The following is a 17,787-nucleotide window of genomic DNA, read 5'->3' as shown; positions in this document are numbered from 1 at the left end:
CGTCGGAAGGAAAACACCCGATGACCCTGCACCGCTCGACCCTGCCGCCGGAGATCCTGGAGCGGATCCGGACCGGCACCGCGATCCCCGCCCATCCACTGGCGCTGGACCGGGACCGGCGTTTCGACCGGCGCCGCCAGCGGGCGTTGACCCGCTATTACGTCGATGCCGGTGTCGGCGGGCTGGCGGTCGGCGTGCACACCACCCAGTTCGCGATCCGCCAGGTGGGGCTGTACGAACCGGTGCTGGGTGCCGCCATGGCCGATGCAAAGGCCTGGACCGACCGGCCGCTGGTGATGGTGGCGGGCCTGGCCGGCCCCACCGATCAGGCGGTGGCCGAGGCGCAGACGGCAGTGGGCCTCGGCTATCACGCCGGGCTGCTGAGCCTGGCGGCGATGGCGGGCCAGGACACCGACGCGCTGATCGCCCATTGCGCCCGGGTTGCGGAAGAGATCCCGCTGATCGGCTTCTACCTGCAACCTGCGGTCGGCGGAATGTCGCTGGATGCCGATTTCTGGTCGCGGTTCGCGGCGATCGACAATGTCATCGCGATCAAGGTCGCCCCCTTCAACCGCTATCGCACGCTCGACGTCATCCGCGGCGTGGTCGCGGCGCGGGCGGAAGATCGGGTGACGCTCTATACCGGCAATGACGACCATATCGTGCTCGACCTGCTGACCCCGTTCACGGTGATGCGGGATGGGGCACCCGTGACGCTGCGCTTCCGCGGCGGGCTGCTCGGCCACTGGTCGGTCTGGACAAGACAGGCGGTCCTGATGCTGGAGCGGCTGAAGGCGGCAGCAGGTGGCGGCGACGTGCCGGCCGATCTGCTGGCGCTCGATTCGCGCGTCACCGACTGCAACGCCGCCTTCTTCGACGTCGCGAATGATTTCCACGGCTGCATCGCCGGCTGTCACGAGATCCTGCGCCGCCAGGGCCTGCTGGAGGGCATCTGGTGCCTGGATCCGGAAGAAGGGCTGAGCCCGGGCCAGGCGGCGGAACTCGACCGGGTGTGCCGGATGCATGCCGATCTGTCCGACGACGCCTTCGTGGCCGAAAACCTGGAGCGCTGGCTGTCATGACCCTGAATGCCGCCCGCATCGACACCACGCCCGAGCCGCTGATCCGGCTGAAGGGCGTGCGCAAGGTCTATCGCACCGGCACCCGCGAATTCGTTGCGGTGTCGGATGTGACCATGGATGTGAACGAGGGCGAGATGGTCTCGCTGGTCGGCCCCTCGGGCTGCGGCAAGAGCACCCTGCTCAAGATCCTGGCGGGGCTGCATGATGCCGAAGAGGGCGAGGTCCGCATCGGCAACGCCAGCTCTGCCTTCACCCCCGGCCGCGATGTCGGCATGGTGTTCCAGCAGGCCCTGCTGCTGAAATGGCGCACCATCCTGCAGAACGTGATCCTGCCGGCGCAGATCCTGGGCCTGCCCCGGCGCGAGGCCGAGGCGCGGGCACGCGAGCTGCTGGCCATGGTCGGCCTGTCGGGCTTCGAGACCAAATACCCCTACGAGCTGTCGGGCGGCATGCAGCAGCGCGCGGCCATCGCCCGGGCGCTGGTCCACGACCCCAAGCTGATCCTGATGGACGAACCCTTCGGTGCGCTGGACGCACTGACCCGCGAGAAGATGAATCTGGAGATGCTGCGGATCTGGGGCGAGAGCCGCAAGACCATCATCTTCGTGACCCATTCGATCCAGGAAGCGGTGTTCCTGGGCTCGCAATGCGCAGTGCTGACCGCCGGCCCCGCGCGGATGGCCGATCATTTCCCGATCGACCTGCCCCATCCGCGGACCCTGGACATGAAGGCGACGCCGGAATTCGGCGCCTATACCAAACGCATCTATCATCTGCTCGGCATGGGCTGATCCGCTCGCCGGGGCGGCCCCCGAAATGCTATGCCATGGGGAGGGATCAGGCGGACGAGGGCCTTCATGGACAAGCTGGATGCGATGCAGGCCTTCACCAGGGTGGTGACGACCGGCAGTTTCGCCGAGGCCGGGCGCAAGCTGGGCCTCACCCGATCCGCCGTCAGCAAGGCGGTGGCAGAGCTTGAACATCTGCTGGGTGCCCGGCTTCTGGACCGCACCACCCGCAGGGTGAGCCCCACCCATGCCGGCCGGGCCTATTACGAACGCTGCCTGGACATCCTGGCCGCGATCGACGAGACCGAGCTGCAGGTGGCGCAGCTGCACGACCAGCCGCGCGGCACGCTGAAGCTGAACGCCCCCATGTCGTTCGGCACCCTGCATCTGGGCGATGCGATCGCCGATTTCGCCGGGCTCTGGCCCGATCTGAAGGTCGAGATGGTGCTGTCGGACCGGTTCGTGAACCCGCTGGAGGAAGGGGTCGACGTCACCATCCGCATCGGCCAGCTGGAGGATTCGAGCCTGATCGCCCGCAGGCTGGCCCCCTGCCGCCGGCTGCTGGTCGCCGCCCCCGGCTATCTGGCCGCCCATGGCACCCCCGAAACCCCTGAGGATCTGGCCCGGCATCGCTGCCTGGTCTATGGCCACAGCACCAGCCTTCAGAAATGGGCCCTCACCACCCCCGACGGCGGCACGATCCGCGCCGATCTCAACGCCACCATGTGCTGCAACAATGGCGAGGTGCTGCGCGCGGCGGCGGTTGCCGGCAACGGGATCACCGCGCTGCCCAGCTTCATCACCGGCCCCGATATCGCCGCCGGCCGGCTGGCGGTGGTGCTGCCCGACCATCCGCCCACATCGCTCGACATCTTCGCGCTCTATGCCCCCAACCGCTATCTGGCGGCGAAGTCGCGGCTGCTGATCGACTTCCTGGTCGCCCGTTTCGCCGGGGTGCCGGCCTGGGACCGGTTCGATGACCGGGGATATTCCGCATAACGTTTCTATCTTTGAATCCATATTGATCAAAAGTTGAAAACGGTACAGCATCCGGAGATCAATTCATCTCCGGACCGCGGCTCCCCACGCCGTCCGTCACCGACATGGTGTCGCGATGCTGGCCTTCGATCAGTCCGTCATAGCCGAACCGCTCTATCTGAACGATCTGCCTGCCGTCCAGGCGCTGGAGAGGCTCCGCAGCCGGCATCCCGTGCTCGACCGGCTGCTGGATCCGGCCCGCACCACCCCCTCGGCCCTTGGCGATGCGGTGGCTGCGATGAACCTGGTCTCGTGGGAATTCGAAGAAACCGGCGCCGGCGGCCGCGGTGCCGCCTATAACCAGGCCCAGCGCGCCACCGACAACCGCGCGCCGGGCATGGCGGCCCTGCTCCGCCTGTTTTCGCCGGGCTTTGACCGGATCCCGGGGCCGGACACCCTGCTGCTGGACGTGCTGGGCGGCGACGGGACGCTGGCCCGCTTCGCAGCCGGGCTGGATGCACCCGGACCGGTGATCCTGTCGGCCGATCTGTCGCGGCTGATGGTGGAGGCCTGCCTGGCCCGCGGCCTGCCGGCGCTGCGCCAGTCGGCCACCCACAGCCTGATCCGCGACCGGGCGCTCGACGGCGTGCTGATCGCCTATGGCAGCCATCATCTGAGCGACGACGACCGCCCCACGGCCGTGGCCGAGGCCTTCCGGACCCTGCGCCCGGGCGGCCGGCTGGTGCTGCATGATTTTGAAACCGGCGGCAGCACCGCCCGCTGGTTCGACCGGGTGGTTCATCCCTGGTCGCGCACCGGCCATCCCCACCGCCATTTCACCCGAAGCGAAATGTTCGGCCTGCTGACCGCGGCCGGCTTCCGCGACGTGCGGGTGATGGATATCGACGACCCCTTCACCCTGCACGGTGCCGACGCCGCAGCGGCGCGCGATGCCCTGCTCGACCATCTGGACCGGATGTACGATCTGGTGGGTGCGGGCGACACGCCGGCCAGCCGCCGCGCCCGGATTGCCGCCGCCCTGCCCGACACGCTGGGCGCGATCCGGGTTGCACCCTCCGCCCATGGCTGGACGGCGCGGCTGGCGCGCACGGCGCTGGTCGCCATCGGCACCCGCAGCATGCCTGGCGGCGAAGGAGACTGAGCCCATGTGCGGTATTGCAGCCATCCTGCCGCTGGCGGCCACCCCCGACCTGCCGCCGCCGGTCGATCCGGCGGCGGCGCTGATGCGCATGCTGGGCGCGCTGCGCCATCGGGGCGACAGCTGGAACTTCGCCGAACATCTGCTGCTGCCAGTCCGACGTGCGCAGGGCCGGCGCGTGCAGGGCCGGCGCGCGCAGGGCCGGGAGGCGCAGGGCGCGGGCGGCGCCATGGGCACCAACCGGCTGGCGATCGTCGACCGCGCCCATGGCCGTCAGCCGGTGGTCGACCCGGCAAGCGGCCGACTGATCGTGATGAATGGCGAAATTTACAACCATGAAGAGCTGCGTGCGGAACTCGAGGCCGGCGGCCATCACTTCCGCACCGCATCGGACACCGAAACCGTGCTGGCGGCCTTCGGCGCCTGGGGGCCGGCCTGTGTGGACCGGCTGGACGGCATCTTCGCCTTCGTGATCCATGATCCCGCCACCGGCAGCAGTTTTGCCGCCCGCGACCATCTGGGCATCAAACCGCTCTACATGGCCACGGCCGGCGGCTGGGTGGCCTTCGCGTCGGAACGCAAGGCCTTCATCGGCCTGATCGCCGGCGTGACCGAGCTTGCCCCCGGCCATGTCTGGGCCGATGGCCGGATCAGCCGCTATGCCGGCTTTCAGGCGGCGCACGACCCGGCCGTCATCGGGCCCGACCCGGTCGGCCGCTGCCGGGCCCTGCTGGATGCAGCCGTCCGCCGGCAGGTGCAGACCGACCTGCCGCTGGCGGTGATCTTCTCGGGCGGGCTGGACAGCACCATCCTGCTGCACCTGGCGACCCGCCACCACCCCGACGTCACCGCGTTTTCGGTGGGGACCGAAGACAGCGAGGATCTGGCCTTCGCCCGCGCCTTCTGCGCCGAGCGCGGCATCCGCCATATCGTCACCGGTTTCGCGCCCGAGATGATCCCGCGGCGGATCCGGGGTGCCATCTTCGACGGCGAGTTCTTCGAGCCGGTCGACATCTCGGACATGATCTCGATGTCCGCCGTGCATGCCACCGTCCGGGCCAACGGCTTCAAGGTCGCGATCGCCGGTGACGGCGCCGACGAACTCTTCGCCGGCTACGACATGTTCCGCACCGCCGCCGACCCCTATGCCCTGACCACCTATCGGGTGGGCAATCTGCACCGCACCGATCTGCAACGCACCGACCGGGCCAGCATGACCCATTCCGTGGAATGCAGGGTGCCGTTTCTGGACCGGGCGCTGGTCGATTTCGCGATGGCCCTGCCGTTCGACCTGAAGCTGCGCGGCGGCGTGGAGAAGTGGATCCTGCGCGAGGCCTTTCGCGGCGAGATTGCCGATGTCATGATCGACCGGCCCAAGATCCGCATGCCCGAAGGCATCGGCATCCGCGATCGGATTTTCCGCCATCTGGCCCATGACCGGCCGGGGCGGGAGCTGACGCTGCCGCCGGTGACGATCGACACGCCCCAGGTTCGCAACGCCCTGCTGCACTATCTCGATTTCGGCTTCGATGCCCCCGCAAGCCGCTATAAATCCGTCGGGACGGATTACGCCCCCGGCGGCTATTTCCGCTTCGATGCGACATCCGAAGCCACCGCCACGGCCATCTGACGGAGGGGCGCCATGGATCTGCAGACCATCCTGACCTTCACCATCGCCTTTTTCGTGTTCGCCGCCAGCCCCGGCCCCGACAACGTCACCATCCTGTCGAAGACCGTGGCCGACGGCCCGGCCCATGGCCTGGCCTATGGTGCGGGGGTGGTGACCAGCATTTTCGGCTTCGTGATCCTGGCCGCGATCGGCTTCAACGCGCTCGCCCAGGCCATGAACGAACAGCTGGCCTTCGTGCAGTATCTGGGGGCCGCCTATCTGGTCTGGATGGGCATCTCCATGTGGCGGGCCGCACCCGTGATCAAGCCGCGGGCGACCTCGGGCGGGGTGTTCCGGCTCTACATCACCGGTTTCCTGCTCAATGTCAGCAACCCGAAGATGCCGATTTTTTATCTGGCACTTCTTCCGGGCGCGCTTGGCGTGCGGCCCCTGGGGGTGGCCGATACCGCCCTGCTGCTGGCGATCATCGCCGCGGTCGAGGTGGTGGTGGTGGGCGGCCATGTGCTGATCGGCATGAAGGCCCGCAACCTGCTGGACCGCCCGGCCCGCATCCGCGCGCTGAACCGGGGCGCCGGCAGCCTGATGATCGCGGCGGCGGCGGTGGTGGCGGCGCGCTGAGGCCGTCACTTTCCGGCTTGCGATCGGGCGGCGTTCGGGCCAGAGCTAGGGTATATGCCCCATCTGCCCAAAAGACCCGTCTGCCCAAGAGAGCTGGCCCATGTTCGCCATCGACAGCATCGATATGACCGACCCGCAGGCGCCGGCGCGCTTCCTCGCCTCTCTGCGCGATACCGGTTTTGCGGTGCTCCGCGCCCATCCGATCGATGCGGCGCTGATCCGGCGGCTGCATGACGGCTGGGCGCGGTTCTTCGCCGACCCCGCAAAACACCGCTGGACCCGCGCCCCGGGCAGCCAGAGCGGCTATTTCCCCTTCCGGTCGGAAAATGCGAAGGGGGTGGCGGTGAAGGATCTGAAGGAGTTCTTCCACGTCTATCCCGACACGGCCCTGCCGCCAGGGGTTGCAGACGATACCCGCGAAATCTATCGGCAGCTGTCGGATCTGGGTACCACCCTGCTCGGCTGGATCCAGGAGGAATTGCCGGCCGGGATCCGCGACCGGCTGTCGGAGCCGCTGCCTGCGATGATTGCGGGCTCCGACCGCTCGCTGTTCCGGGTGCTGAACTACCCGCCGGTCGGCGAGGATGCCGAGCCCGGCGCCGTCCGGGCCGCCGCGCATGAGGACATCAACCTGATCACCCTGCTGGTCGCGGGCTCGGAACCGGGGCTGGAAGCGCGCGACACCGCCGGCCGCTGGCATGCCGTGCCCTGCGATGCCGGCATGATCGCGGTCAATGGCGGCGACATGCTGGCGCTCGCCACCGCCGGCTATCTGCCCGCCACCACCCATCGGGTGGTCAACCCGGCACGGGGCGACCACACCGCCCGCCAGTCCATGCCGATCTTCATCCACCCCCGCCCCGAGGTGCGGCTTGCGGCAGACAAAACCGCCGCGGCCTATCTGGCGGAGCGGCTGCGCGAGATCGGGCTTGCCGGCTGAGCCGGTCAGGCCGCCGACCGCGGCGAGCCGAAGCGGGTGCGGATGGCCTCGATGGCGGCCGGGCCGACATCCAGGATTTCGCCGGCCACTTCGACCGCCTGGTCCAGGTCGCCGGCGCGGGCCGCGACCTGCAGGCGGCGGCCGGCGTCCGACAGCTGCATCAGCCCGCAATTGCCCGCCGTGGAGATGATGTCGTGGCCGCTGCGGCGCAGGCGGTCGATATCGCGGGCGGCGCGGGCGGCACGGACCTCGTCGAGCTGGGCGACGCCGGCGGTGACGAAGCTCTGCACCAGATCTTCGAACTTCTCCACCGGCAGCACGGCCGCCACCTGGTCGAGGGCGGTTTCGTCCAGAACCGGCACGGCCGGGGCCGGTGTGGCCGGGGCCGGTGCGGCCGGGGCCGGTGTGGGCCGGGACGGTGTGGGCCCGGATGGGGCGGCATCCGCCGCCGGCCGGCCGCCGCACCACTTGGCGACCACCGCCAGCAGGTCGTCGACCTGGAAAGGCTTGGCCAGATAATCGTTCATGCCGGCCGCCAGATATTCTTCGCGCATGCCCGCCATGGCGTTGGCGGTCAACGCCACGATCGGCACCGGCGGCAGGCAGGCGGCGGCCTCGGCGGCGCGGATGCGTCGGGTGGCCTCGATACCGTCGACCACGGGCATCTGGATGTCCATCAGCACGGCATCGAAATTGCCATCGGCGAGCCGCAGCTCCACCCCTTCGCCGGTCTCGGCCGTCTCGACCGTATAGCCCTGGCGTTCCAGCATCACGGTCGCCACGGTGCGGTTGGTGGCATTGTCTTCAACCAGCAGCAGGCGCCGGCCATGGCCCGGGCCCTCGGCCGGCACCGGGTTGCCGCGATGGGCGGCTGCGGCCTCGGGGTCGAGCAGGCGGTGCATCAGCTCGGCCAGTTCGCGCCGGCGGACCGGCTTGGACACCACCCCGTCATAGAGTTCTTCATCCGGCACCGGCGCACCGCAGGTGGCCGCGATCACCCGAACCCCGGCCAGATCCGGATCCAGCCGCACCCAGCGTGCCAGCCGCGCCGCGCTGAGGCCGGTCAGGTTCAGGCCGCTGACCACCAGATCGATCGGACGTTCGCCGGCGACGCTCATCTCCAGGATGATCAACGCCTCGCCGGCAGAGGCGACCTCCACGCAGTCCATACCCAGCGCCTCGATCTGCCGGGCGATCATGCGGCGGGTGACCTCTACCGCATCGACCACCAGCGCGCGCCGGCCGGCCAGCACCGGCAGGGCGGGCGCCATGCGCGCCGCATCGGGCACACGCTCCAGCCCGATCTCGACCGTGAACACCGAGCCCTCGCCCTCGCGGCTGACGACATCGATCGTGCCGCCCATCAGCGCGGTCAGGTCGCGGCAGATCGCAAGCCCCAGCCCCGTGCCGCCGAAGCGGCGGGTGACGGAGGCATCGGCCTGAGAGAAGGGCCGGAACAGCTGGTCCAGATGATCGGCCGCGATGCCGACGCCGGTATCTTCCACCCGGAAGCGCAGGCGCCCGCGCCCATCCGGATCGACTTCCCTATGGGCCACGGCCGAGACGTCGATCGACACATGGCCGGCGGTGGTGAACTTGACCGCATTGCCGGCCAGATTGACCAGGATCTGCCGGATCCGGGTGGGATCGCCGATCCAACTGCCGGCCGCCGAGGGGTCGACCACCCCGGCCAGATCGATCCGCCGATCGCGTGCGCGGGGAGCCAGGATCGCGATCACGCCATCCACCAGATCCTCCAGATCGAAGGGCAGGTGCTCCAGCTCCATCCGGCCCGCTTCGAGCTTGGAGACGTCGAGGATGTCGTCGATCAGCCCCAGCAGGCTGTCGGCGCTGTCGCGCGCGACCTCGGCATACCGCCGCTGATCGGCATCGAGCGGCGTGCCGAGCAGGATCTGCAGCATGCCGGTGACCCCGTTCATCGGCGTGCGGATCTCGTGGCTCATATTGGCGAGGAAGGCCGATTTGGCGGCATTGGCGGCATCCGCCTCTTCCCGCGCGCGGCGCAGCTCGGTCATGGAGCGGTTGCGTTCGGTCATGTCGGCGATCGCGGCCACATACATCGGTCCGTCGCCGGTGTCGAAAGCCCCGATCGAGACCTCGACCGGCACCTCTGTGCCGTCGGCCCTGAGGGCGATCGCCTGATGGATCGCGCCGCAGCCATCGGCGATCGAGCCGCCGCATTCGCCATCGGCGGCCTCCAGCCCCTCGGGCCGCGGCACCAGATGGCAGAAATTCTCACCCACCACCTCGGCCGCGCGGCGGTCGAATAGGCGCTCGCCGGCCGCGTTCATCATGGTGACCTGGCCCTCGCCGTCCAGCACCACGATGCCGACGCCCACGGTGCCGATCAGTGCCTGCAACCGCGCCTCGCTTTCGCGCAGCCGGGCCTCGCGGATCCGCGCCTCGGTGACATCGGCCGCTGTGATCACGCAGCCATCGCCCAGCCGGACGGCCTGGATCATGACCCAGACGTCACGGCCGGCACGATGGACCAGCTGATAGAAGCGTTCCGGACGGCCGGTTCCGACCACGCTGCGGGCGCGGTGGAACACCTCTTCCTCGCCGGGCAGCAGGCTGCCCCGCAGAGAGCTGCCGATCACCTCTTCTGCGCGCACGCCCAACAGCGCCTCACCGGCTGCATTGATCATGCTGAGGCGCAGATCGGTCAACCGCCCCGCCTCGTCGCGCTCGGCCACATGGACGAAAACGGCGTTCATCGAGGCGTCCAGAACGCCGGCGACGGTGGCATAGGCCTGCTCGATCTCGCGGCGCGCCGTCACATCGTCGGTGACGTCGCGCCCCGATCCGCGATAGCCCAGGAAGCGGCCATCCGATCCGAAGATCGGGTCGCCGCTGATCTCGATGGTGCGCATCTCGCCCTCGCCGCCGGCGACCCGATAGGCGACGCGGCGGAAGGGCTGGCGGCGGGCGGCCACGGCATCATAGATCGCAAGTCCCGGATCATCCGGATCGGCCGCCAGCTCCCGCCGGCTCCGCCCGATGGCATGGTCGGCGTCAAAGCCCAGACGCTCGATCCCGCCCGAGATTTCGGTGAAACGGCCATCGGCATCGGTCTGCCAGTACCAGTCGGCCGACAGTTCGGTGATGGCGCGAAAGCGCGCCTCGCGCTCGCGGAGTTCCGCGGTGCGGATGGCGACCAGCCGCTCCAGCTCGTCGGCGGCGGCCAGCCGGCGCGCATCGTCGCGCAGCCGCCGGTCCACCCGGTTCAGGATCAGATAGGCGAGCAGGGCCGCAATGACGGCCAGACCCAGATGGCTGGCCGCCACCCACCAGGGCGACAACAGGTTCAGGCGGGCGATGAAGGCCGGGCCGGGGGTGACGTCGACGCGCCAGTGGCGGCCGTAGAAGGTGACGGGCCGGTAGACGCGCTGCCCCTTGAGGTCGGCCGAGCCGGTCAGCTGCAGGATCGCGCCGCCGGGATGGTCGGTGACGTCCGAGATGGTGACCATCAGCGTGTCGTCGCGCGACAACCCCAGGCTGAGCACGCGGTCCACCGCCAGCGACATGATCACCAGGGCATCGGCGGGTCCGTGCATGGCGCTGCGCACCGGCAGGGCCATGACCATGCCGGTCATCTCGCTGGCCGGGCCCGAGGGGCGCAGGATCAACGGCGCACTGAGGATGGCGGTGTCGGTGGTGAGGGCCAGTGCCGCCGCCTCGCGGATGGCGGGGTTGGTAACCAGATCCAGCCCGGTGGCCAGACCTTCGGCACCGGCCGGATGGGCATATTCGACGATCAGATGCTCGCCCGCACGGCCGGGCGCAATCGGCTGAACGCGAAAATCCTCGCGCCCCTCGCGCCGTTCCCGGGCCTGATAGGCGGCGAGGTCGGCGGCATCCACCCGCCGGACGAAGCCGAGCGCCAGGGCGCCCGGCAGTTCGTCGCGAAAATCGATCGCTTCGGCGAACCGCCGGAAGCTCTCTTCATCGAAGCTGCGAGAGCCCACCGCCACCATCGCGCCACGGGCGCCGTGCAGGGTGTGCTCGACGATCTGCAGACGGTCCTCGATGGTCTGCGCGGCCTCTGCGGCGGCCCGGTTCAGCTGCCGGTTGGTCTCGGCCCGGTTCTCGTCGCGCTGAAGGTACCAGGCGTTGCCCGCGGTCAGAAGCCCGGCCAGCAGCACAAGCGCCGGCACGATGCGGACATAGGCGGGCCTGAGCATCCGCAGGCGGTGCCCCCCAGCTCCATCTCCGAACCAAGACCGACGCGCCATGCCGATGCCCCGCTCCTCTCGACCGCCTCCGCACTGCCGCCACAGGCAGGCAGGCGTGTGTCTCGGGTTTGTAACCGATGAGCGGTTAAGAAATTCTCATAATGTGGAGGGTTTTCCGCAGGGCGGCTCTTCAGCCGGCGCAGGGCTCGTGATAGAGCAAGGCTGCAGCTTTGAGGTGACGTCGGGCATGAAGACGCGATATCGGGATGTGGTGATCATCGGCGCCGGTGCCGCCGGCATGATGTGTGCGGCCGAAGCCGGTCGCCGCGGCCGGCGGGTGCTGGTGATCGACCATGCGCAGACCCCGGGCGAGAAGATCCGCATCTCGGGCGGCGGGCGCTGCAACTTTACCAATCTGAACACGGCGCCGCGCAACTTCCTGTCGCAGAACCCGCGATTCTGCATCTCGGCGCTGTCGCGTTATACCTGCCAGGATTTCATCGCCCTGGTCCGCCGCCACGGCATCGGCTTCCACGAAAAGACCCTGGGCCAGCTGTTCTGCGACCAGAGCGCGCAGCAGATCATCACCATGCTGACCGACGAGATGGCGGCCGGCGGGGTGGACCTCGCCCTCTCGACCGGGGTGGAGACGGTGGAGGCGGCAGCCGATGGCGGTTTCCGGCTGCGGACCGGCAATGAGATGATCCACTGCGCCTCGCTCGTGATCGCTTCGGGCGGGTTGTCGATCCCCAAGATCGGCGCCACCGGCTTCGGCTACGACATCGCCCGGCAGTTCGGGCTGAAGGTGACCGAAACCCGGCCCGCGCTGGTGCCGCTCACCTTCGGGCCCGAGGATCTGGCCCGGGTCAAACCGCTTGCCGGGGTGGCGGTGGATGCGCGGGTGTCGTGCGACGGCACCGGCTTCGACGAGGCGCTGCTCTTCACCCATCGCGGCCTCAGCGGTCCGGCCATTCTGCAGATCTCGTCCTTCTGGCGCGATGGGCGCGATATCGTGGTCGACATGGCACCGGGCGTCGACGTCTTCGACCTGCTGCGCCAGGCGCGCAGCGACAGCGGCCGTCAGGCACCGGTCACGGTGCTCTCCCGCCTGCTGCCGCGCCGGCTGGCGCAGCGCATCGCCGAGGATCACGGGGTGGAGACCGCCCGGCTGGCGGATCTGGGCGACAGGCGCCTGAGAACGCTCGCCGATGCGGTGGGCGCCTGGCGGATCCGCCCGGCCAGCACCGAAGGCTATCGCACCGCCGAGGTGACGCTGGGCGGCATCGACACCCGCGAACTGGACCAGAAGACCATGATGGCCCGCAAACTGCCCGGCCTGCACTTCATCGGCGAGGTGGTCGACGTCACCGGCTGGCTGGGCGGCTATAATTTCCAATGGGCCTGGTCGTCGGGCTGGGCGGCGGGGCAGGCGGTTTAGAGGGGCCACGAGATGGAGATACGGCAGACGGCACTCGACGGCGTGATGATCCTGGAAGCCCGGAGCTTTCCGGACCTGCGCGGCTGGTTTCGGATGACCTATGGCCGGGAGGCCCTCGCGGCGGCCGGGATCGACTTCCCGGTGGTTCAGGACAATCTCTCACTGTCCAGGCGGCGCTTCACCATCCGCGGGCTGCATTTCCAGCGTCCACCAATGGCCCAGCCCAAGATCGTGCATGTGCTGGCCGGCGCAGTGCTCGACATTGCGCTCGACATCAGGCCGGGCTCGGCGAGCTTCGGGCGCCATGTGGCGGTGCGGCTGGATGCCGAGGCGGGCCGGCAGCTGCTCATCCCGGCGGGCTTCGCCCATGGCTTCTGCACGCTGGAGGACAACACCCTGGTCCAGTACCGCTGCGCCGCCCCATACGCGCCGGAGCATGAGGGCGGCATTCTCTGGCACGATCCCGATCTCGGCATCGCCTGGCCGGTCGGGCCCGACGCGGCGGTGGTTTCCGATCGCGACCGCAACCTGCCGCGTCTCTGCGATGTCGACCTGTCGGACTGGTGACGCCGTCAGGCCGGTAACGGCAATGGCCTACCAGCCCGGCTCGAACAGACGCAGCAGATAGCGGCCATATTCCGTCCGGGCCAGCGCCTCGCCCGCGGCCCGCAGGCGGTCGTCGTCGATCCAGCCCTGCCGCCAGGCGATCTCTTCGGGGGAGGAAATCAGCAGATGCTGACGCTCCTGCACCGCGCGGACGAATTCGGTCGCCTCCAGCAGCGCCGCATGGGTGCCGGTATCGAACCAGCAATAGCCGCGCCCCAACCGCTGGACGGTGCAGTCGCCGCGGGCCAGATAAGCGGCATTGACCGCGGTGATTTCCAGCTCGCCCCGGGCCGAGGGCCGCAGGCCGGCCGCAATGTCCGGAGCGTCGGGGCCGTAGAAATAGAGCCCCGTCACCGCCCAGGGGGATTTCGGCCGGGCGGGTTTTTCTTCGATCGAGGCCGGACGGCCGTCGCCGTCGAAGGCGACCACGCCATACCGGCCGGGATCGCGCACGGCATGAGCGAAAAGCAGCGCGCCCGAGGTCAGCTTCGCCGCCCGGGTGAGTTCAATGCTGAAATCATGGCCATAGAACAGGTTGTCGCCCAGGATCAGAGCAACCGGCCCACCCGCCAGAAAGTCGCGCCCGATCGTCAGCGCCTGCGCCACCCCGTCGGGTGCCGCCTGTACGGCATAGGAGAGTGTGACGCCCCATTGGCTGCCGTCGCCAAGGGCACGCCGGAAAGCATCCCGGTCGACCGGCGTGGTGACGATCAGGATTTCGCGGATGCCGGCCAGCATCAAGGTGGTCAGCGGATAGTAGATCATCGGCTTGTCGTAGACCGGCAGCAGTTGCTTGCTGACCCCCAGCGTCAGCGGGTGAAGCCGTGAGCCGGTGCCACCTGCCAGGATGATACCCTTCATCTGGTTCCTTCCGGTCGGTCGAGGATCATGATGACGAGTCCATCGGCGGACACACCGGCATTCCGGAAACCCTGCCCGACATAAAAGCGTCGGGCCACGGCGTTTTCCGGCCGAACCTCCAGCCGGAGCCGGGCAAGCCCCAGGACACCGAAGCCGAAGCCGGTGATGGCCCGGCAGACCGCCCCGAAACGGCCGCTGCCACGGATGGCTGGTGCGGCGATGAAGCGGCCGGCCTCGGCGGTGCCGGCGGCCTGGTCGATGTCGTAGAGCGCCCCCTGCCCCAGCGGCGTGCCGGCATCGTCAAGCGCAATCCACATCAGATCGTCGGTGCGCCGGCACCAACCCGCATACCAGTACCGCTGTTCCGCGGCACTGATCAGGGCGGTGCTCCTGAACATCTGCCGGACGCCATCGGCATTGCGCCAGCCGCGCATCATCTCCAGATCGGCCTCACCCGGCGAGCGAAGAAACAGGCCGTCGGTGCGGATGTCGGGATGGCCGGGGCGGCTCATCCCAGATGATGCCGCAGCCGTGCCGCGACCCGGGCGAGATCGTCATCCGCAAGGCCCAGATGCAACGGCAGCGAAATCAGCTCGGCGCTTGCCGCCTGCGCCCGCGGGCAGGTGCCGGCCTGATCGGCATAGAGTGCATAATCGGTGTTGTCGCAATAATGCACACCGGCATGAATGCCATCGGCGGCAAGCGCCGCCAGGATCCGGTCACGCTCCGGCACGCGGATCTGGACCAGATGCGTGGACGACAGACAGTCCGGTGCAGGATCGACCCAGCGCAATCCCGGCGCACCGTCGAGCAGCCGGCGATAGATCGCGGCCATCTCCCGGCGCCGCTGGTTGTCCGCCTCCAGATAGCGCAGCTGGACCAGGGCGATCGCCATGCCCCAGACCCTGTCACCGATCCGGTGCAGCGCCGACGCCAGACGGAGACGCCAAGCGACCCGCTCCGCCGTCGCAGTGGCGGGATCACCAGATGCGAGACATGCAGCGGATCGAAACGCTGCAGCAGGTCGTCGGTCCGGGTGAGGAGGGTGGCAACACCCTCGCCCACCTCATCGACCATACCGTTTCGCTCCTCAGACACCTCCGGCGGGACAACCGGACGCCGGAGCGGTTCACAACAGGAAGGCGGCCGCTGTGATATCCGCTGGATTGCCCGCGACGAGCAATATCATATCGGCCATGGCGTCACCATCGGCATCCAGCCCGACATGAGTGAAACCAAGGACCGAGGACGCCCAACTCCGGATTTCACCGGTAGAGCCCGAGAAGGCCGCGGTACCGACATAAGAGAGCGGGCCGATATCGGCGGCGAGTGTTCGAAAATCGATGCGGTCACCCTCGCTTTCAGCAAAATCGAGAAGTCTGTCTTGATCTATGAGATCCACTCCGCTGTCTTCCAGAATGTCAAAAATGAACCGATCCGCGGCGTCTCCGCCGGTCATTTGATCAGAACCAAGTCCGCCGCGTATTGTGTCACTTCCTCCACGACCATCAATGACATCATCTCCCCCACGGCCGGAGAAGGTATTATTCATATCGTCGCCATAGAGGAAATCATCGTAATTGTAACTACCATGGACACCTTCAATAGAGACCAGAAAATCGCCATCTGCGTGTCCGCCACTCGCTGTTCCATTCAGCAGATCGACATTCACACCCATTGGAGAGGGAACGTAGTACACTATATCAAAGCCCAGCCCACCGTCGATATGGTCCCCACCAGAACCTCCACTCAATAGGTCATCACCGCCGGCCCCCTCTATATGATCGTTGCCGTCTTGCCCGTATAATATATCACTCCGGCTACTGCCAATGAATGTATCGTCTGCCATTCCACCGTTAAAATGTTCGATCGATACATACACATCATCATCCGTGCTTTCCCCTGTCTCTAGATTTATATATATATTATCTGTTCGTTCCCAATATATAATTCCGTCCTGCCCCCTCGCCCATCATAGAAATCGGAACCACCTCTATCGAAGAAAAGATTCGACCCATCAGTCCCGTATAGGTAATCGTTGCCCTTTCCATGCAAAATTCCCTCTATATTAATTAATATATCCATGTCTGGATTCAAGCCAGACTCCAAATCTACAAAAATATTCTCCGATCGATCAGAGTAATCTACCAGATCAAGGCTATCGCCGCCGTCGAGATAATCCTGTCCTCTCCCACCTTGGAGGAAATCAAGGCCGGACATGCCAAAGATAATATCGGGACCGTTACTGCCAATCAAGAGATCACCTCCGCTCCCCCCTAAAATCCCCTCAAACCCGCTCAGAAGATCTCCATCTGGATTCTCTCCAGCCGACAAATCGACAACGATCCTCGTCGTCCAATGGGCGTAACTGACAATATCGACCCCTTCCCCACCATCCAGAATATCTGCGCCAGCTCCGCCGGCCAATACGTCATCACCCCAGCCGCCCTGAATGTGATTGACCTGTCCATCTCCTGTCAGGAGATCGTTACCCCAGCCACCGATCAGATTCTCGACCGAATAATAGATATCATCATCGGTGTTGATGCCTGTCGCAAGATTTGCCTCAATATTATCCAGTCGCGATGCATAGCTGACATAGTCATTCCCACCACCACCGTCGAGGCTGTCGGCGCCAACCCCGCCATCGAGCACGTTCGAATTTGAATCGCCGGTCAGAGCATCATCGGCCAAACCGCCGGTTATAGCCTCGATGTTCAGTAGAGTGTCGCCATCGGTATTCTCGCCAGTCGCCAGGTTTACCACGACCGCCGTGCTACGGCTGGCATAGGTGACGGTGTCGAAGCCGCCGCGACCGTCAATGACATCGGCCCCCAAACCGCCATCGATAATGTTGGCGTCGTCGTTCCCGGTAAGGGCGTCGTCTTCGCCACTGCCCACCAGTCCTTCGATCCCGGTGAGGATATCGCCATCGCTGCCTGTCCCTGTGCTCAGGTCAACCGTGACCGGCCCCGCAGCGACCGCATAACTTGCAATATCGTAACCATTGCCACCGTTCAGGATATCTGCTCCGGCACCGCCGATCAGAAGATCGTCGCCATCGCCGCCAGAGAGATCGTCGTCTCCATCATTCCCATAAATAGTATCATTACCCGCAGCAGCGCGGACGGTATCGTCGCCGTCCCCCCCCTCGAAACTGTCCTGACCGACCCCACCAAACAACGTGTCGTCGCCTGCACCACCACCAAGATAACTACCGCCATCCGCTCCCGTCAGGATGTCATCAAATCCGCTACCGACGAGTGCCTCGACCGAGACGAGGCGGTCACCATCCGAACTGATACCGGTGATCAAATCGATAGTCACGCCACTCACCGCATCAGCATAACTGGCCAAGTCGAACCCCAGGCCGCCGTCAATCACGTCGGCCCCTGCCCCGCCTATGAGAATGTCATCGCCAGCCTCTCCCGACAGATCGTCATCACCAGCAAGGCCACGGAATCGTATCCGCTGCGTCGCTCCCTGCAATG

15 protein-coding genes are annotated in these 17,787 nt (G+C 67.0%); 9 read left to right on the top strand and 6 right to left on the bottom strand.

Going from position 1 to position 17,787, the window contains the following annotated elements:
• Window positions 1-20 precede the first annotated feature (20 nt).
• The 7 genes from WI697_RS25270 (at window position 21) to WI697_RS25240 (ending at window position 7,195) form a co-directional block, all read left to right on the top strand.
• Window positions 21-1,082, top strand: a complete 1,062-nt coding sequence (locus WI697_RS25270) for a dihydrodipicolinate synthase family protein (protein ID WP_345960393.1) — start codon at window positions 21-23, stop codon at window positions 1,080-1,082.
• On the top strand, window positions 1,079-1,873 hold the full coding sequence (locus WI697_RS25265; RefSeq protein WP_062764166.1) for an ABC transporter ATP-binding protein: 795 nt from the start codon (window positions 1,079-1,081) through the stop codon (window positions 1,871-1,873). The genes WI697_RS25270 and WI697_RS25265 overlap by 4 nt, the downstream gene beginning before the upstream one ends.
• Window positions 1,874-1,939: 66 nt before the next feature.
• Entirely contained in the window at window positions 1,940-2,869 is a 930-nt protein-coding gene (locus tag WI697_RS25260) for a LysR family transcriptional regulator (RefSeq protein ID WP_345960392.1), read from the top strand.
• 115 nt (window positions 2,870-2,984) lie between these two features.
• A complete protein-coding gene (locus tag WI697_RS25255) occupies window positions 2,985-4,010 on the top strand; it encodes a class I SAM-dependent methyltransferase (RefSeq protein ID WP_345960391.1) in 1,026 nt (341 codons plus the stop codon).
• Window positions 4,011-4,014: 4 nt separating this feature from the next.
• A complete protein-coding gene (locus WI697_RS25250) occupies window positions 4,015-5,637 on the top strand; it encodes an asparagine synthetase B family protein (RefSeq protein WP_345960390.1) in 1,623 nt (540 codons plus the stop codon).
• A gap of 12 nt (window positions 5,638-5,649) precedes the next feature.
• Complete coding sequence (locus WI697_RS25245; RefSeq protein ID WP_296715724.1) at window positions 5,650-6,255, top strand: LysE family translocator; 606 nt, start codon at window positions 5,650-5,652, stop codon at window positions 6,253-6,255.
• A gap of 100 nt (window positions 6,256-6,355) precedes the next feature.
• Window positions 6,356-7,195, top strand: coding sequence for an isopenicillin N synthase family dioxygenase (locus tag WI697_RS25240; RefSeq protein WP_345960389.1), 840 nt, complete (start codon window positions 6,356-6,358; stop codon window positions 7,193-7,195).
• A 5-nt stretch (window positions 7,196-7,200) separates the two neighbouring features.
• On the opposite strand, the gene WI697_RS25235 is transcribed toward WI697_RS25240, so the two are convergent.
• Window positions 7,201-11,400, bottom strand: coding sequence for a CHASE domain-containing hybrid sensor histidine kinase/response regulator (locus WI697_RS25235; protein WP_345960388.1), 4,200 nt, complete (start codon window positions 11,398-11,400; stop codon window positions 7,201-7,203).
• Between the two features lie 238 nt (window positions 11,401-11,638).
• On the opposite strand from WI697_RS25235, the gene WI697_RS25230 reads away from it, so the two are divergent.
• Together WI697_RS25230 and rfbC are read left to right on the top strand one after the other, a co-directional pair.
• Window positions 11,639-12,829, top strand: a complete 1,191-nt coding sequence (locus WI697_RS25230) for a BaiN/RdsA family NAD(P)/FAD-dependent oxidoreductase (protein ID WP_345960387.1) — start codon at window positions 11,639-11,641, stop codon at window positions 12,827-12,829.
• A 12-nt stretch (window positions 12,830-12,841) separates the two neighbouring features.
• Complete coding sequence (gene rfbC, locus WI697_RS25225; RefSeq protein ID WP_345960386.1) at window positions 12,842-13,396, top strand: dTDP-4-dehydrorhamnose 3,5-epimerase; 555 nt, start codon at window positions 12,842-12,844, stop codon at window positions 13,394-13,396.
• A 27-nt stretch (window positions 13,397-13,423) separates the two neighbouring features.
• Here rfbC and rfbA read toward each other — a convergent pair whose 3' ends face one another.
• The 5 genes from rfbA to WI697_RS25200 form a co-directional block, all read right to left on the bottom strand.
• A complete protein-coding gene (gene rfbA, locus WI697_RS25220; protein ID WP_345960385.1) occupies window positions 13,424-14,296 on the bottom strand; it encodes a glucose-1-phosphate thymidylyltransferase RfbA in 873 nt (290 codons plus the stop codon).
• Entirely contained in the window at window positions 14,293-14,808 is a 516-nt protein-coding gene (locus WI697_RS25215) for a GNAT family N-acetyltransferase (protein ID WP_345960384.1), read from the bottom strand. The genes rfbA and WI697_RS25215 overlap by 4 nt, the downstream gene beginning before the upstream one ends.
• The gene (locus WI697_RS25210; protein WP_345960383.1) at window positions 14,805-15,191 is read right to left on the bottom strand and encodes a DegT/DnrJ/EryC1/StrS family aminotransferase; all 387 of its coding nucleotides are present in this window, start codon (window positions 15,189-15,191) and stop codon (window positions 14,805-14,807) included. Before WI697_RS25210 ends, WI697_RS25215 begins: the two co-directional genes overlap by 4 nt.
• A gap of 234 nt (window positions 15,192-15,425) precedes the next feature.
• Entirely contained in the window at window positions 15,426-16,178 is a 753-nt protein-coding gene (locus WI697_RS25205; RefSeq protein WP_345960382.1) for a calcium-binding protein, read from the bottom strand.
• A gap of 32 nt (window positions 16,179-16,210) precedes the next feature.
• Window positions 16,211-17,785 carry a calcium-binding protein gene (locus tag WI697_RS25200; protein ID WP_345960381.1) on the bottom strand — a complete coding sequence of 525 codons (1,575 nt, stop codon included), beginning with the start codon at window positions 17,783-17,785 and terminating at the stop codon, window positions 16,211-16,213.
• Between the last annotated feature and the right edge of the window lie 2 nt (window positions 17,786-17,787).

This window comes from Tistrella mobilis (assembly GCF_039634785.1).
Lineage (GTDB): Bacteria > Pseudomonadota > Alphaproteobacteria > Tistrellales > Tistrellaceae > Tistrella > Tistrella mobilis.
This window is presented reverse-complemented; position numbering and strand designations above follow the sequence as displayed.

Bases quoted from the DNA above. Each gene is read 5' to 3' on its own strand.
- WI697_RS25270 (WP_345960393.1), top strand. From the start codon at position 21: ATGACCCTGCACCGCTCGACCCTGCCGCCGGAGATCCTGGAGCGGATC.
- WI697_RS25265 (WP_062764166.1), top strand. From the start codon at position 1,079: ATGACCCTGAATGCCGCCCGCATCGACACCACGCCCGAGCCGCTGATC.
- WI697_RS25260 (WP_345960392.1), top strand. From the start codon at position 1,940: ATGGACAAGCTGGATGCGATGCAGGCCTTCACCAGGGTGGTGACGACC.
- WI697_RS25255 (WP_345960391.1), top strand. From the start codon at position 2,985: ATGCTGGCCTTCGATCAGTCCGTCATAGCCGAACCGCTCTATCTGAAC.
- WI697_RS25250 (WP_345960390.1), top strand. From the start codon at position 4,015: ATGTGCGGTATTGCAGCCATCCTGCCGCTGGCGGCCACCCCCGACCTG.
- WI697_RS25245 (WP_296715724.1), top strand. From the start codon at position 5,650: ATGGATCTGCAGACCATCCTGACCTTCACCATCGCCTTTTTCGTGTTC.
- WI697_RS25240 (WP_345960389.1), top strand. From the start codon at position 6,356: ATGTTCGCCATCGACAGCATCGATATGACCGACCCGCAGGCGCCGGCG.
- WI697_RS25235 (WP_345960388.1), bottom strand. From the start codon at position 11,400: ATGCTCAGGCCCGCCTATGTCCGCATCGTGCCGGCGCTTGTGCTGCTG.
- WI697_RS25230 (WP_345960387.1), top strand. From the start codon at position 11,639: ATGAAGACGCGATATCGGGATGTGGTGATCATCGGCGCCGGTGCCGCC.
- rfbC (WP_345960386.1), top strand. From the start codon at position 12,842: ATGGAGATACGGCAGACGGCACTCGACGGCGTGATGATCCTGGAAGCC.
- rfbA (WP_345960385.1), bottom strand. From the start codon at position 14,296: ATGAAGGGTATCATCCTGGCAGGTGGCACCGGCTCACGGCTTCACCCG.
- WI697_RS25215 (WP_345960384.1), bottom strand. From the start codon at position 14,808: ATGAGCCGCCCCGGCCATCCCGACATCCGCACCGACGGCCTGTTTCTT.
- WI697_RS25210 (WP_345960383.1), bottom strand. From the start codon at position 15,191: ATGGCGATCGCCCTGGTCCAGCTGCGCTATCTGGAGGCGGACAACCAG.